Raw genomic sequence first — 14087 nt, forward strand, 5'->3', positions numbered from 1 at the left:
TTCGGGCCCCGTTTTTCTTGCCTGGCGAATCGCCCCGGTCAGCGCACGCTGAAGGTGAAGTCGATGCGCTTGAGCCAGGTGGCTTCCTGCTCGAAGTCCGCCTGGGTCAGCGGGTTGGCCGCCAGCCAGTTTTCCGGGAACTGCACGTCCAGGCTCTGCGGGCCCACTTTCAGGCGGACCTGGGGCGTCTCCTGGTTGGTGCGGATGTGGTGGAAAAGGATGGCGAAACGCAGCAGCACGCAGAGGCGGATCAGCTTCTCGCCCTCGTCGCCGAACTCGGCGAATTTGTCCTTGGGGATGTTGCGCCGGTGGCCGCGTACCAGCAGGGCCAGCATCTGCTGGTCCTGGCGGGAGAAGCCCGGCAGGTCCGAGTGCTCGATCAGGTAGGCGCCGTGCTTGTGGTACTGGTAATGGGCGATGTCCATGCCGATCTCGTGGACGCGCGCGCCCCACACCAGCAGGTCGCGGTGCCACTCGTCGTCCAACTGCCAGTCGCCGGCCACCTGCTCCAGGGCTTCCAGGGCTTTGGCCTCGACCCGTGCCGCCTGCTCCAGGTCCACGTGGCAGCGCTCCATCAGCGCGCTCAGGGTGCGCTCGCGCACGTCCTCGTGGTGGTGGCGACCGAGCAGGTCGTAGAGCACGCCTTCGCGCAGGGCGCCTTCGGAGTGGGTCATGTGCTTGAGTTCGAGGGCCTCGAAGATGGCTTCGAGGATCGCCAGGCCGGCCGGGAAGATGGCGCGGCGGTCGGGCTTGATGCCGTCGAGGTCGATCTTCTCCACCTCGCCCAGCTTGAACAGCTTGCGCTTGAGCCAGGCGATGCCTTCCGGGTTGATCTCGCCATTGCCCAGGCCGGCGGCCTGGATCGCCAGCCCCACGGCGCGGATGGTGCCGGAGGCGCCCACCGCCTGCTGCCAGCCGAGGCGGCGCAGGCTGTACTCGATGCCCATCAGCTCCAGGCGGGCGGCCGTGTAGGCCTGGGCGTAGCGCGCCGGGGTGATCTTGCCGTCACGGAAATAGCGCTGGGTGAAGCTGACGCAGCCCATCTGCAGGCTCTCGCGCAGCTGCGACTCGAAGCGCTGGCCGATGATGAACTCGGTGCTGCCACCGCCGATGTCCGCCACCAGGCGCTTGCCGGGGGTGTCGGCGATGCTATGGGACACGCCCAGGTAGATGAGGCGGGCCTCCTCGCGGCCGGAGATGACCTCCACCGGGTGGCCGAGGATGGCTTCGGCGCGGCGGATGAATTCGCTGCGGTTGCGGGCCTCGCGCAGGGCGTTGGTACCGACCACGCGCACGGCGCCTTCCGGCAGGCTGTTGGTCATCTGGGCGAAGCGCCGCAGGCAGTCGAGGCCGCGTTGCATGGCCTCTTCGCTGAGCACGCGCTCTTCGTCCAGGCCTGCGGCCAGTTGTACCTTGTCCCCCAGGCGCTCGAGGATGCGGATCTCACCGTGGTCGACCTTGGCCAGCACCATATGGAAGCTGTTGGAGCCGAGGTCGATGGCGGCGATCAGGGACAGGTTGGCGGGGCGTCGGGTCGAGGGCATGGTCCGGTGTCTCGTTTCTTAACCGCGCCATCCTGCCACGATCACGGTGACACGCCAACGCGCGCCTTCCCCACAGGCCGTCTCCGCTGATCGGCCGGCGCGCCATCCCGCTGCCCGGCCGGACCTGTGACCTGCGCGACCGATCGCCGCGCGGCCCTTCGCGATCCGCTATCGATCAACTTTCGCCAGCGAGCCCATAGGCACACTCAATCGGCCGCGGCTTTCGGTCACGCCCGAGGCGGGCTATGATGGCCGCCTATTTCCGCTTCCGAATCCGGAGAACATCCATGAGCGAACTCATCTCCCACGTCACCGACGCCAGCTTCGAGCAGGACGTACTGAGCGCCGAGGGCGCGGTGCTGGTCGACTACTGGGCCGAATGGTGCGGTCCGTGCAAGATGATCGCCCCCGTCCTGGACGAGATCGCCAAGGACTACCAAGGCAAGCTGAAGGTCTGCAAGCTGAACATCGACGAGAACCAGGACACCCCGCCGAAGTACGGCGTGCGTGGCATCCCGACCCTGATGCTGTTCAAGAACGGCAATGTCGAGGCCACCAAGGTCGGCGCCCTGTCCAAGTCCCAGCTGGCTGCCTTCCTGGACGCCAACATCTGATTTTCCCTCCGGGAATCTCCGTAAAAACCCCGCTCGATGCGGGGTTTTTTGTCGGCGCAGTACTGGACGCCCCCGAAACCCGGTGTTAAATTCGGGCCCGCAGCGTCATTCCGCTGCCCTCTGCAAGCCGCCGTCGACGCATTCCAACTCGAATCACGCGCAGCGATCTGTCGCCTCCCTCGGCGCGGCCTCTCAAGCTCACAAGCTTTCCTTCCCTCATTTCTCATCTACGTCATTCCTATGAATCTGACCGAACTCAAGCAAAAGCCGATTGCCGAACTGCTGGAAATGGCCGAACAGATGGGCCTCGAGAACATGGCCCGTTCGCGCAAGCAGGATGTGATCTTCGCCCTGCTGAAAAAGCACTCGAAGAGCGGCGAAGAAATTTCGGGCGACGGCGTGCTGGAGATTCTGCAGGACGGTTTCGGCTTCCTCCGCTCCGCCGACTCCTCCTACCTGGCCGGCCCTGACGACATCTACGTCTCGCCCAGCCAGATCCGCCGCTTCAACCTGCGTACCGGCGACACCATCATCGGCAAGATCCGCCCGCCGAAAGAGGGCGAGCGCTACTTCGCGCTGCTGAAGGTTGACTCGATCAACTTCGACCGCCCGGAAAACGCCAAGAACAAGATCCTGTTCGAGAACCTCACGCCCCTGTTCCCCAACGAGCGCCTGAAGATGGAAGCCGGCAACGGCTCCACCGAAGACCTCACCGGCCGCGTGATCGATCTCTGCGCCCCGATCGGCAAGGGCCAGCGCGGCCTGATCGTCGCCCCGCCGAAAGCGGGCAAGACGATCATGCTGCAGAACATCGCGGCCAACATCACCCGCAACAACCCCGAGTGCCACCTGATCGTCCTGCTGATCGACGAGCGCCCGGAAGAAGTGACCGAGATGCAGCGCACCGTGCGCGGCGAAGTGGTCGCCTCCACCTTCGACGAGCCGCCGACCCGCCACGTGCAGGTCGCCGAGATGGTGATCGAGAAGGCCAAGCGCCTGGTCGAGCACAAGAAGGACGTGGTCATCCTGCTGGACTCCATCACCCGCCTGGCGCGTGCCTACAACACCGTGATCCCCAGCTCCGGCAAGGTGCTCACCGGTGGTGTCGACGCCCATGCCCTGGAGAAGCCCAAGCGCTTCTTCGGTGCCGCCCGTAACATCGAGGAAGGCGGTTCGCTGACCATCATCGCCACCGCGCTGGTCGAGACCGGCTCGAAGATGGACGAGGTGATCTACGAAGAGTTCAAGGGCACCGGCAACATGGAGCTGCCGCTGGATCGTCGCATCGCCGAGAAGCGCGTGTTCCCCGCCATCAACATCAACAAGTCCGGTACCCGCCGCGAAGAGCTGCTGACCGCCGAGGACGAACTGCAGCGCATGTGGATCCTGCGCAAGCTGCTGCACCCGATGGACGAGATCGCCGCCATCGAGTTCCTGCTCGACAAGCTCAAGGACACCAAGACCAACGACGAGTTCTTCATGTCCATGAAGCGCAGCAAGTAACAGGTCGTGGTACCACGAAGGCCGGGGAAACCCGGCCTTCGCGTTTCCGGGTGTTCATTCGTCCTTCTGGAAGGCCCCCATCGGCGCTAAACTCTGCGCCCCGACCTGCACGCCCCGAGAGGCTCACGCATGCAGTATCGCGACCTGCGCGAATTCATCAGCGGCCTGGAACAGCGTGGCGAGCTCAAGCGCGTCACCGCCCCGGTCTCGCCGATCCTGGAAATGACCGAAATCTGCGACCGCACCCTGCGCAAGCAAGGCCCGGCGCTGCTCTTCGAGAACCCCACCGGCTACGACATCCCCGTGCTCGGCAACCTGTTCGGCACGCCCGGACGCGTGGCCCTCGGCATGGGCGCGGACGACGTCTCCGAACTGCGCGAGATCGGCAAGCTGCTGGCCTTCCTCAAGGAGCCCGAGCCGCCCAAGGGGCTCAAGGACGCCTGGTCCAAGCTGCCGATCTTCAAGAAGGTCATCAGCATGGCGCCCAAGGTTCTCAAGGACGCCCCCTGCCATGACGTGATCGAAGAAGGTGACGACGTCGACCTCGGCAAGCTGCCGATCCAGCACTGCTGGCCCGGCGACGTGGCACCGCTGATCACCTGGGGCCTGACCATCACCCGCGGCCCCAACAAGGAGCGGCAGAACCTCGGCATCTACCGCCAGCAGGTGATCGGCCGCAACAAGGTCATCATGCGCTGGCTCAGCCACCGTGGCGGCGCGCTGGACTTCCGCGAGTGGTGCCAGAAGCACCCGAACACGCCCTACCCCGTCTGCGTCGCCCTCGGCGCCGACCCGGCGACCATCCTCGGCGCGGTGACCCCGGTGCCGGACACCCTCTCCGAGTACGCCTTCGCCGGCCTGCTGCGTGGCCACCGTACCGAACTGGTCAAGGCCATCGGCTCCGACCTGCAGGTCCCGGCCAGTGCCGAGATCGTGCTGGAAGGCGTGATCCATCCCGGCGAGACGGCACCGGAAGGCCCCTACGGCGACCACACCGGCTACTACAACGAGGTCGACACCTTCCCGGTGTTCACTGTCGAGCGCATCACCCGTCGCCGCAAGCCCATCTACCACAGCACCTACACCGGCCGCCCGCCGGACGAGCCGGCCATCCTCGGTGTGGCGCTGAACGAAGTCTTCGTGCCGATCCTGCAGAAGCAGTTCCCCGAGATCACCGACTTCTACCTGCCGCCCGAAGGCTGCTCCTATCGCATGGCGGTGGTGACCATGAAGAAGCAGTATCCCGGCCACGCCAAGCGCGTGATGCTCGGCGTCTGGTCGTTCCTGCGACAGTTCATGTACACCAAGTTCGTTATCGTCACCGACGACGACATCAACGCCCGCGACTGGAACGACGTGATCTGGGCCATCACCACCCGCATGGACCCCAAGCGCGACACGGTGATGATCGACAACACCCCCATCGACTACCTGGACTTCGCCTCGCCCATCTCCGGCCTCGGCTCCAAGATGGGCCTGGATGCCACCCACAAGTGGCCGGGCGAGACCACCCGAGAGTGGGGCCGCGCCATCGTCAAGGACGATGCGGTAACCCGTCGTGTGGACGAGATGTGGTCCAGCCTGGGTATAGATTGAGCACAGGGGCCAGGGCGCCCCTGAACGCCCGCCATAACAAAGAGAACACCTCTTGAGAGTGACCTTGCAGCCCTCCGGAGCGGTCCTGCAAACCGCCCCCGGGGAAAACATCCTCGCCGCCGCCCGGCGCCTGGGCTACGACTGCCCGCAGAGCTGCCGCAACGGCAATTGCCACGTCTGTGCCGCCCTGCTGGTGGAAGGCCGGGTGCGCCAGGGCGGCCGCGAGCTGGACCACGGCGAGCTGTTCACCTGCCTCGCCGAACCCCTGGAAGACTGCGTCCTGCACTGGGACGGCGTGCTCGCCCCCGGCGAACTGCCGGTGCGCAGCCTGAGCTGCCAGCTCACCGCCTGCACCCCGGTCGGCGGGGACGTCTGGCGGATCGGCCTGCGTGCCCCGGCCGGCAAGCCGCCGCGCTACCACGCCGGGCAGTACCTGCTGATCGAGCGGGACGATGGCGAAGCGTCCGCCTTCTCCATCGCCTCCGCCCCCAGCGCCGGGCGTGAACTCGAACTGCACGTCCTCGGCCGTGAGCCCAGCGCCGCCGCCCTCCTGCAGCAACTGCAGCGCGACGGCCTGGCGCGGGTACGCCTGCCCTTCGGCGACACCCACCTGGCCGAGCTGCCCGACGGCCCCCTGGTGCTGATCGCCGCCGGCACCGGCATGGGCCAGATGCAGAGCCTGATCGAACATTGCCGCGCTGCCGGGTTCGCCCACCCCGTGTACCTGTACTGGGGCATGCGCCGGCCGGAGGATTTCTACGAGCTGGCGCACTGTGACGCCTGGCAGGGCCTGCCGAACCTCACCTTGCACCGGGTGGTCAGCGACCCCTGTGACTGGCCCGGCCGCCATGGCCTGCTGCACGAGGCCGTGCGCGAGGACTTCCCCGACCTCAAGCCGTTGCACGTCTACGCCAGCGGTTCGCCCGCGATGGTCTATGCCACCCTCGATGCCCTGGTGGAGGCCGGCATGGATGCCCACCAGATGCGCGCCGACGTCTTCGCCTACGCGCCCCGCTGAACCCCGCGACGCCGGGCGTGCCCGGCGTCAGGCCAGCTCCGGGAACTCCCGGCGCAGCTCCGCCGACAGCCAGTCGATGAACCACTCCACGTCCGTGCTGTGCGGCCCGGGCGGCAGCAGCGCCTGGTAGCGCTCCAGCGGCGCCTGCAACGGCAGCGCACGCACCAGGCTGCCGGCGGCCAGCTCCTGGTGCACCAGCACCTCGTTGGCCAGGGCGATGCCGTGGCCCTTCTCCGCCATGCTCAGGGCGTGGTCATTGCTGATGTAGAGCACCTCGGAGCTGACCCGCAGCGGGCAGCCCAGTGCCGCCAGCCAGGCGTTCCACCACTCGCCGTCGTCGACGTGGATCAGCTTGTGCGTGGCCAGCTCTTCCGGGCCCGCCAGCGGGCCATGGGCCGCCAGGTACGCGGGCGAGCAGACCGGGAACACGTTGGGGTGCAACAGGGTGATCGTGCGGCGGCCGTATTGCCCGGGCAGGCCGTAGGCGATGCCCAGGTCCGTCCGCTGGCCGTCCACCGCCTCGAAGGTGGGGTTGGGCTCGATGGCGATCTTCAGCCCCGGTCGCTGTTCCAGCAGGGCCTCCAGGCGCGGCATCAGCCAGCGCTTGGCGAAAGCCGGCACCACCATGATCTTCAGCCAGCGCGCCGTCCCGCCCGGGGTCAGCTCGTGGCCGGCATCGGCGATCTGTTGCAGCGCGCTGGCGATCTTCTCGTAGTAGCGCTGCCCGGCCGGGGTCAGCGACACGCCGCGTGGCGTGCGGTCGAACAGGCGCACCCCCAGCCACTCCTCCAGCAGCTTCACGTGGCGGCCGATGGCCGGCTGGGTGACGTGGAGGTCCCGCGAGGCGGCAACATAGCTGCCCAGGCGGGCGGCGGCCTCGAAGGCACGCACGGCATTGAGCGGCGGCAGGCGCTGGATCGACATGGCTGAAAGGCTCGCGGTTAGGTATTAAATTTTTTAACAGCGACTGTAAGAAAATTGAGCTTTCTGCTCAACCGCCTTTCCCCGACCATCCGTCCCCAGCAGCCCCACAACAACCGGGCTCCGAGCCCGACGCTGCACCTGTCTCTAGTCCTGCCAGAACAACGACAAGACCCCCGCCCACCGGGCGCAGGGGAAGGAACCGGAGGTATTCATGAGTGCCCTGCACAGTCCGTCGACCACCGCGGCGGTGTCCATCCGCGCCGTGCGCAAGGTCTACGGCGACCCCCAGAGCGGCCCGGTGGCGTTGAAGCGCGTCGACCTGGACATCCGCGACAACGAGTTCTTCACCCTGCTCGGCCCTTCCGGCTGCGGCAAGACCACCCTGCTGCGCATGATCGCCGGCTTCGAGTTCCCCACCGAAGGCGAGATCCGCCTGTTCGGCGAGAACATCGCCGACCGGCCGCCTTACGCCCGCCCGGTGAACACCGTGTTCCAGCACTACGCGCTGTTCCCGCACATGACGATCGCCGAGAACCTCGCCTTCGGCCTGGAATCCCACCCCATGGGCCGGCGCCTGAGCAAGGCCGCCGTGGCCGAGCGGGTGCGCGAGATGCTGGCGCTGGTGCAGATGGAGGCCTTCGCCGAGCGCCGCCCGGCCCAGCTCTCCGGCGGGCAGCAGCAGCGCATCGCCCTCGCCCGTGCCCTGGCGCCGCAGCCCAAGGTACTGCTGCTGGACGAGCCGCTCTCCGCCCTCGACCTGAAGCTGCGCCAGGCCATGCGCGAGGAGCTGAAGAGCATCCAGACCCGCACCGGCATCACCTTCATCTTCGTCACCCATGACCAGGAAGAGGCCCTGGCCATGTCCGACCGCATCGCCGTGCTCGCCCAGGGCGAGGTGCAGCAGGTGGGCGGCCCGGACGACATCTACGAGCGCCCGCGCAACCGCTTCGTCGCCGACTTCATCGGCGAGACCAACTTCCTCCCGGCCCGCCTCGAAGCACTCGACGGCCAGGTCGCGCGCTTCCGCCTGCCCGGTGGCGCGGCGCTCGAGGCACCGGCCTGCAACGGCCTGGCCATCGGGGCCGAGGCCAGCCTCTCGGTGCGCCCCGAGCGCCTGCACCTGCTGGCGGACGCCACGCCCGACAGCCTGCCGTGCCAGGTGCTGGCACGGGTCTACCTGGGCACCGACCTGCAGTACCGGGTCGCCCTGGACGACGGCACGCCGCTCACCGTGCGCCTGCCCAACAACGCCATCCAGGGACGCCAGCCCGAGGTGGGCGCCCGTGCCGGCCTGCGGGTCGAACCGGGCAGCGCCTGCGTGCTGCTGGACTGAGGAGGACAGGACCATGCGCACCCTCACCCACAGCCTGGAACGCCGCCGCGCCCTGGCCAGCCTGCTCGGCGTTTCGCCGGCGCTGGTCGCCATCGGCCTGTTCCTGGTGGTGCCGATCCTCATCGTGGTCGGCTATTCCCTCATGCAGGCCAACCCCTACGGCGGGGTGAACCCCCAGTTCAGCGTCGAGGCCTATGTCTCGCTGCTGTTCGAACGCCAGCTGGACGACAGCCTGGCCTTCGCCGATGCCTACCTGGTGATCGCCCTGCGCTCCATCGGCATCGCCGCTGCCACCACCCTCATCACCCTGCTGGTGGGCATTCCGGTGGCCGTCTGGCTGGCGATGCAGCCGGCGCACCGGCGGGGCCTGCTGATCTTCCTCATCACTGTGCCGTTCTGGGCCAACCTGCTGATCCGCACCTACGCCTGGATCCTGCTGCTGCGCGGCACCGGCGTGGTCAACGGCACGCTGATGGGCCTCGGCCTGATCCACCAGCCGCTGAACCTGCTGTACACCGACGGCGCCGTGCTGCTGGGGCTGGTGTACACCTACGCGCCCTTCGTGGTGCTGCCGATCTACGCCACCCTGGAGCGCATGGACCTGCGCCTGCTGGAGGCCGCCCAGGACCTCTACGCCGGGCGCTGGCGCACCCTGCGCAAGGTGGTGCTGCCCATTGCCCGGCCCGGCATCCTCGCCGGCGCCATCCTCACCTTCGTGCCCTGCCTGGGGGCGATGGTGGCTCCTGAGCTGCTTGGCGGCGGTACCCGCATGATGCTGGGCAACCTGATCTTCCGGCAGTTCAGCGACGCCCGTAACTGGCCGCTGGGCTCCGCCCTGTCGCTGGTGCTGATGGCGGCGGTGATGCTGGTGCTGATGGTCTACGCCTGGCGCGCCGGCCGTGCGGCGGGAGGTGCCCGATGATCCGTGCTCTGTTCCGCAGCCGTCGCTCCGGCGTGCGTGATTTTCCCGGCTTCGGCGCTCTCAGCCTGCTGTTCTACCTGTACCTCTACGCGCCGATCCTGGTGCTGGTGGTGCTGTCGTTCAACGCCAACCAGTCGGCCACCGTGTGGACCGGCTTCAGCCTGGACTGGTACCGCGCCGCCTTCGCCAACCAGGCCCTGCGCCAGGCGGCCGGCAACAGCCTGCTGATCGCCGTGTGCGCCAGCCTGGCAGCCACCGCCATCGCCACCCTGGCGGCCCTGGGCACCTCGCGCGGGGCGCGCTTCAAGGGGCTGCGGCTGTCCATGGGGACGATCATGCTGCCGTTGGTGCTGCCTGAGATTGTGGTCGGCGTCGCCACCCTGGCGCTGTTCTCCACCCTCGGCCTGTCGCTGGGCTACGGCAACCTGATCATCGCCCACACGGTGTTCTGCATCCCGTTCGCCTACCTGCCGATCCGCGCCCGGCTGAACGACATGGACCTCTCCCTGGAGCAGGCCGCCGCCGACCTCTACGCCGGCCCCTGGCGGACCTTCCGCAAGGTCACCCTGCCGCTGCTGGCACCGGGCATGGTCTCGGGGCTGATGCTGGCCTTCATCGTCTCGCTGGATAACTTCGTGATCTCGATGATGGTGGCTCAGGCCGGCACCACCACCCTGCCGATCTTCATCTTCGGGCTGTTGCGCATGGGCGTGACGCCTGACGTCAACGCCGTTTCCACCTTGATCCTCGGGGTCTCCGTGCTGTTCGTGACCCTCTCTTATCTGCTCGGCAAGAAGAAGGCCTGAGCCCAAACCGGAGCAAGACGATGAACACATTGAGCGCTGTTGCAGGTATTTCGCTGGCCCTGGGCCTGGCGTCGGCCACCCAGGCGGCCGAGCAGTTGAACGTGGTGAGCTGGAGCGGCTACTTCTCGCCGCCGATCCTGGCCAAGTTCGAGCAGGAGACCGGCATCAAGGTCACCGTGGACTCCTACGACTCCAACGAGACGCTGCTGGCCAAGCTCAAGCAGGGCGGCGCGGGCTACGACGTGGCCATCCCCTCCCACCAGTTCGTGCCGATCCTGGTGCAGGAGAAGTTGCTGGAACGCTTCGACCCGGCCAGCCAGCCCTACTACGCCAACATCCAGGACCAGCTGAAGAAGCCCGCCTGGGACCCGGAAGGCGCCTACGCCGTGCCCTTTATCTGGGGCACCACCAGCGTGGTGCTCGATCGCGCCCGCTACGACGGCCCGGCCGACAGCTACGCCGTGCTGTTCACCCCGCCCGCTGCGCTGCAGGGGCGCATCAACATGTTCGACTCGGCCAGCGAGGTGATCGACACCGCCAGCCTCTACCTGGGCATCCCGCTGTGCAGCGAGGACCCGAAGCAGATGCAGCAGGTGCTGACGCTGCTGAAGAACCAGAAGCCCTTCGTGAAGACCTACAGCTCCAAGGCCGGCTCGATCCGCGAGAACCTGGCCTCGGGCGAGGTGGACATGTCGATGTTCTGGGGCGGTTCGTCCATGCGGGCGCGGGAGATGAAGCCGAGCCTCACCTACCTCTACCCGAAGGAGGGGGTGATGGCCTGGGTGGATAACCTGGTGATCCCCGCCGGGGCGAAGCATCCGGAGAACGCCAAGCGCTTCATCGCCTTCCTCAGCCAGCCGGAGAACGCGGCGCTGACCCAGAACTTCCTCAAGCACCAGAGCCCGATCAAGGGTGTGGAACCCTACCTGGACGCCAGCCTCAAGGATGCGCCGGAGTTGCACATTCCCGAGGGCACCCGCGTGGTGTTCAGCCAGACCTGCGGCGAAGGGGCGATCCGCCTGGCGGACCGCATCTGGACCAGCCTGATGCGCTGACCCGACTCACCTGAGGCCAGACGATGCGCGCCTGCCCCGGCAGGCGCAGCGGCATCGCTCGCCTCGGCAACGCGCCCGCACCGCGAGCGACGCGACCCGAACCCCGATGGAACTGGAAGAAGGCTGCACGCCATGAGCCCGAACACGCTTCACCCCGAACTCGTCCAGCTGCAGGCCCATGAGCTGGCCGAACGCATCCGCCTGCGCCAGGTGTCCTGCCGCGAGGTGATGCAGGCCTACCTGGCGCAGATCGAGCGCTTCAACCCCGAGGTCAACGCCCTGGTCAGCCTGCAACCGGAGGCGCAGTTGCTGGCCGAGGCCGACCAGCGCGACGCCGAGCTGGCCCGCGGCGAGTACCGCGGCTGGATGCACGGGCTGCCCCACGCCATCAAGGACCTGTCGCTGACCCGGGGCATCCGCACCACCTTCGGTTCGCCGCTGTTCCGCGACCATGTGCCCGAGCGCGACGGCATCATGGTGGAGCGCATCCGCGCGGCCGGCGCGATCCTCATCGGCAAGACCAACACCCCCGAGTTCGGCCTCGGCTCCCACAGCTACAACCCGGTCTTCGGCGTCACCGGCTGTGCCTACGACCCTGTTCGCAGTGCCGGTGGCAGCAGCGGCGGCGCGGCGGCGGCACTGGCGCTGCAGATGGTGCCGGTGGCCGACGGCAGCGACATGATGGGGTCGTTGCGCAACCCGGCGGCGTTCAACAACATCGTCGGCTTCCGCCCGTCCCAGGGACGGGTGCCCTTCGATGACAGCGCCGACCTGTTCGTCGACCAGCTCGGCTACGAGGGCCCCATGGGTCGCAGCGTGCGGGACGTGGCCTTGCTCCTCTCGGTGCAGGCCGGCTTCGACGCCCGCGCGCCGCTGTCCATCGCCGAATCCGGTGCGGCCTTCGCCGGTGCGCTGGAGCGGGACTTCAAGGGCGCGCGCCTGGGCTGGCTCGGCGACCTGGGCGGCTACCTGCCCATGGAGCCCGGCGTGCTGGCGCTGTGCGGCAGTGCTCTGGCGGATTTCGAGGCACTGGGTTGCCAGGTCGAGGAAGCGGCCCTGGGTTTTGCTCCGGAGCGCCTCTGGGCCTGCTGGCGAACCCTGCGCCACTGGCTGGTGGCCGGCTCGCTGGCGGCGGCCCATGCCGATCCGGCGCGGCGCGAGCGGCTCAAGCCCGAGGCGGTGTGGGAGGTGGAGAACGGCCTGCAGCTGTCGGCCATGGAGGTGTACCGCGCGTCCGTCACCCGCAGCGACTGGTACCGCGCCATCAGCCGGCTGTTCGAGCGTTATGACTTCCTGCTGCTGCCCAGCGCCCAGGTGTTTCCCTTCGACAAGCACTGGGATTGGCCGAAGGCCATCGCTGGCAGGTCCATGGACACCTACCACCGCTGGATGGAGGTGGTGATCCCCGGAACCCTGTCCGGCTGCCCGGTGGCCAGCGTGCCGGTGGGGTTCAACGAGATGGGGTTGCCGATGGGGATGCAGGTCATCGGCCGGCACCACGCGGACCTGGCGGTGCTGCAACTGGCCCATGCCTACGAGCAGGCGACGCAGTGGTACGCGCGTCGCCCGCCACCCCTGCTGGCGCAGGGGTGATGGGGCAGGCCCCGGCGCTGCCGGGGCCAGGGTTCAGCGGACGGTGACCACGACCTTGCCCACGGCCTTGCGCTGGCCGAGGGCGTTGATGGCCTCGGCGGCCCGCTCCAGGGGGAAGGTCTGGGACACCAGCGGCTTGAGCTTGCCTTCGGCATGCCAGGCGAACAGCTGCTGGAAGTTGGCCAGGTTGTCCTGGGGCTGGCGCTGGGCGAAGGAGCCCCAGAACACGCCGACCACCGCTGCACCCTTGAGCAGGGCCAGGTTCACCGGCAGCTCGGGGATGCGGCCGCTGGCGAAGCCGACCACCAGCAGGCGGCCGTTCCAGGCGATGGAGCGGACGGCTTCGTCGAACAGGTCGCCCCCCACCGGGTCGTAGATCACGTCCGCACCCTGACCGCCGGTCAGTTCCTTGACCTTCTCCTTCAGGCTGCTGGTGCTGTAGTTGATCAGCAGGTCGGCGCCGGCAGCCTTGGCCACTTCCAGCTTCTCGTCACTGCTGGCGGCGGCGATGACCCGCGCGCCCATGGCTTTGCCGATCTCCACCGCCGCCAGGCCGACGCCGCCGGAGGCGCCGAGCACCAGCAGGGTTTCCCCCGGTTGCAGGTTGGCGCGCTGCTTGAGCGCGTGCATGGAGGTGCCGTAGGTCATGCCGAAGGCGGCGGCGGAATTGAAGTCGATGCCCTTGGGGATCGGCATCACGTTGTAACCGGGCACGGCCACCTGCTCGGCGAAGCTGCCCCAGCCGGTCAGCGCCATGACCCGGTCGCCGGGCTTGAGGTGGGTGATCTTCTCGCCGACGGCAGCGACGGTGCCGGCGGCTTCGCCACCCGGGGAGAAGGGGAACGGCGGCTTGAACTGGTACTTGCCTTCGATGATCAGGGTGTCGGGGAAGTTGACCCCGGCGGCGTGTACGTCGATCAGCACTTCGTTCTTCTTCGGCTCGGGGCTGGCAACCTCTTCGAGCACCAGGGTCTCGGCGGGGCCGAAGGCCTTGCACAGGACGGCTTTCATGGGGGGATTCGATCCTCGTTGGCGACCGGCCCGGCGCCGGCCCTGTGGTCAGGCAGTGTAGGCGGGGGGCAGGGTCGGTCAACGAGCATGGCCGGTCCTGATAGGGCTGCATAAGCATCGGGCTTGGGCTCGCCCCGGGCTGTGGCTATGCTAGCGGGCACGCCCCAT

12 protein-coding genes are annotated in these 14087 nt (G+C 67.8%); 9 read left to right on the forward strand and 3 right to left on the reverse strand.

The features are described from left to right. Positions 1 to 38 precede the first annotated feature (38 nt). Entirely contained in the window at positions 39 to 1544 is a 1506-nt protein-coding gene (ppx, locus tag PotMrB4_RS01185; RefSeq protein WP_044400917.1) for an exopolyphosphatase, read from the reverse strand. Between the two features lie 287 nt (positions 1545 to 1831). Between ppx and trxA the strand changes: the two genes are divergently transcribed. The 4 genes from trxA (at position 1832) to PotMrB4_RS01205 (ending at position 6275) form a co-directional block, all read left to right on the forward strand. After that, a complete protein-coding gene (gene trxA / locus PotMrB4_RS01190; RefSeq protein WP_044400919.1) occupies positions 1832 to 2158 on the forward strand; it encodes a thioredoxin TrxA in 327 nt (108 codons plus the stop codon). 240 nt (positions 2159 to 2398) lie between these two features. Next, positions 2399 to 3661, forward strand: coding sequence for a transcription termination factor Rho (gene rho / locus PotMrB4_RS01195; protein ID WP_044400922.1), 1263 nt, complete (start codon positions 2399 to 2401; stop codon positions 3659 to 3661). Positions 3662 to 3790: 129 nt separating this feature from the next. Further along, positions 3791 to 5257, forward strand: a complete 1467-nt coding sequence (gene ubiD / locus PotMrB4_RS01200) for a 4-hydroxy-3-polyprenylbenzoate decarboxylase (RefSeq protein ID WP_172432297.1) — start codon at positions 3791 to 3793, stop codon at positions 5255 to 5257. A gap of 52 nt (positions 5258 to 5309) precedes the next feature. Beyond that, entirely contained in the window at positions 5310 to 6275 is a 966-nt protein-coding gene (locus PotMrB4_RS01205; protein WP_172432298.1) for a CDP-6-deoxy-delta-3,4-glucoseen reductase, read from the forward strand. Positions 6276 to 6302: 27 nt separating this feature from the next. Here the strand turns inward: PotMrB4_RS01205 and PotMrB4_RS01210 are convergent, their stop codons facing one another. Beyond that, entirely contained in the window at positions 6303 to 7199 is an 897-nt protein-coding gene (locus tag PotMrB4_RS01210; protein WP_172432299.1) for a LysR substrate-binding domain-containing protein, read from the reverse strand. A 211-nt stretch (positions 7200 to 7410) separates the two neighbouring features. Here PotMrB4_RS01210 and PotMrB4_RS01215 point away from each other — a divergent pair, with 211 nt between their 5' ends. The 5 genes from PotMrB4_RS01215 (at position 7411) to PotMrB4_RS01235 (ending at position 12908) form a co-directional block, all read left to right on the forward strand. Beyond that, positions 7411 to 8532 (forward strand): ABC transporter ATP-binding protein, encoded by a 1122-nt coding sequence (locus PotMrB4_RS01215; RefSeq protein WP_172432300.1) that lies wholly within the window; start codon positions 7411 to 7413, stop codon positions 8530 to 8532. Positions 8533 to 8545: 13 nt separating this feature from the next. Then, a complete protein-coding gene (locus PotMrB4_RS01220) occupies positions 8546 to 9454 on the forward strand; it encodes an ABC transporter permease (protein ID WP_172432301.1) in 909 nt (302 codons plus the stop codon). Further along, the gene (locus PotMrB4_RS01225) at positions 9451 to 10260 is read left to right on the forward strand and encodes an ABC transporter permease (protein ID WP_172432302.1); all 810 of its coding nucleotides are present in this window, start codon (positions 9451 to 9453) and stop codon (positions 10258 to 10260) included. The genes PotMrB4_RS01220 and PotMrB4_RS01225 overlap by 4 nt, the downstream gene beginning before the upstream one ends. Positions 10261 to 10280: 20 nt before the next feature. Then, positions 10281 to 11315 carry an ABC transporter substrate-binding protein gene (locus PotMrB4_RS01230; RefSeq protein ID WP_044402118.1) on the forward strand — a complete coding sequence of 345 codons (1035 nt, stop codon included), beginning with the start codon at positions 10281 to 10283 and terminating at the stop codon, positions 11313 to 11315. 132 nt (positions 11316 to 11447) lie between these two features. Continuing rightward, positions 11448 to 12908 (forward strand): amidase, encoded by a 1461-nt coding sequence (locus PotMrB4_RS01235; protein WP_107328766.1) that lies wholly within the window; start codon positions 11448 to 11450, stop codon positions 12906 to 12908. 33 nt (positions 12909 to 12941) lie between these two features. On the opposite strand, the gene PotMrB4_RS01240 is transcribed toward PotMrB4_RS01235, so the two are convergent. Beyond that, positions 12942 to 13919: an NADPH:quinone oxidoreductase family protein gene (locus PotMrB4_RS01240; protein WP_172432303.1), complete on the reverse strand. Its 978-nt coding sequence runs from the start codon at positions 13917 to 13919 to the stop codon at positions 12942 to 12944. Positions 13920 to 14087 lie beyond the last annotated feature (168 nt).

The sequence above is a fragment of the Metapseudomonas otitidis genome (assembly GCF_011397855.1).
GTDB lineage: Bacteria > Pseudomonadota > Gammaproteobacteria > Pseudomonadales > Pseudomonadaceae > Metapseudomonas > Metapseudomonas otitidis.

Coding starts and splice junctions, on each gene's coding strand:
- ppx (WP_044400917.1), bottom strand. CDS start 1,544: ATGCCCTCGACCCGACGCCCCGCCAACCTGTCCCTGATCGCCGCCATC.
- trxA (WP_044400919.1), top strand. CDS start 1,832: ATGAGCGAACTCATCTCCCACGTCACCGACGCCAGCTTCGAGCAGGAC.
- rho (WP_044400922.1), top strand. CDS start 2,399: ATGAATCTGACCGAACTCAAGCAAAAGCCGATTGCCGAACTGCTGGAA.
- ubiD (WP_172432297.1), top strand. CDS start 3,791: ATGCAGTATCGCGACCTGCGCGAATTCATCAGCGGCCTGGAACAGCGT.
- PotMrB4_RS01210 (WP_172432299.1), bottom strand. CDS start 7,199: ATGTCGATCCAGCGCCTGCCGCCGCTCAATGCCGTGCGTGCCTTCGAG.
- PotMrB4_RS01215 (WP_172432300.1), top strand. CDS start 7,411: ATGAGTGCCCTGCACAGTCCGTCGACCACCGCGGCGGTGTCCATCCGC.
- PotMrB4_RS01220 (WP_172432301.1), top strand. CDS start 8,546: ATGCGCACCCTCACCCACAGCCTGGAACGCCGCCGCGCCCTGGCCAGC.
- PotMrB4_RS01225 (WP_172432302.1), top strand. CDS start 9,451: ATGATCCGTGCTCTGTTCCGCAGCCGTCGCTCCGGCGTGCGTGATTTT.
- PotMrB4_RS01230 (WP_044402118.1), top strand. CDS start 10,281: ATGAACACATTGAGCGCTGTTGCAGGTATTTCGCTGGCCCTGGGCCTG.
- PotMrB4_RS01235 (WP_107328766.1), top strand. CDS start 11,448: ATGAGCCCGAACACGCTTCACCCCGAACTCGTCCAGCTGCAGGCCCAT.
- PotMrB4_RS01240 (WP_172432303.1), bottom strand. CDS start 13,919: ATGAAAGCCGTCCTGTGCAAGGCCTTCGGCCCCGCCGAGACCCTGGTG.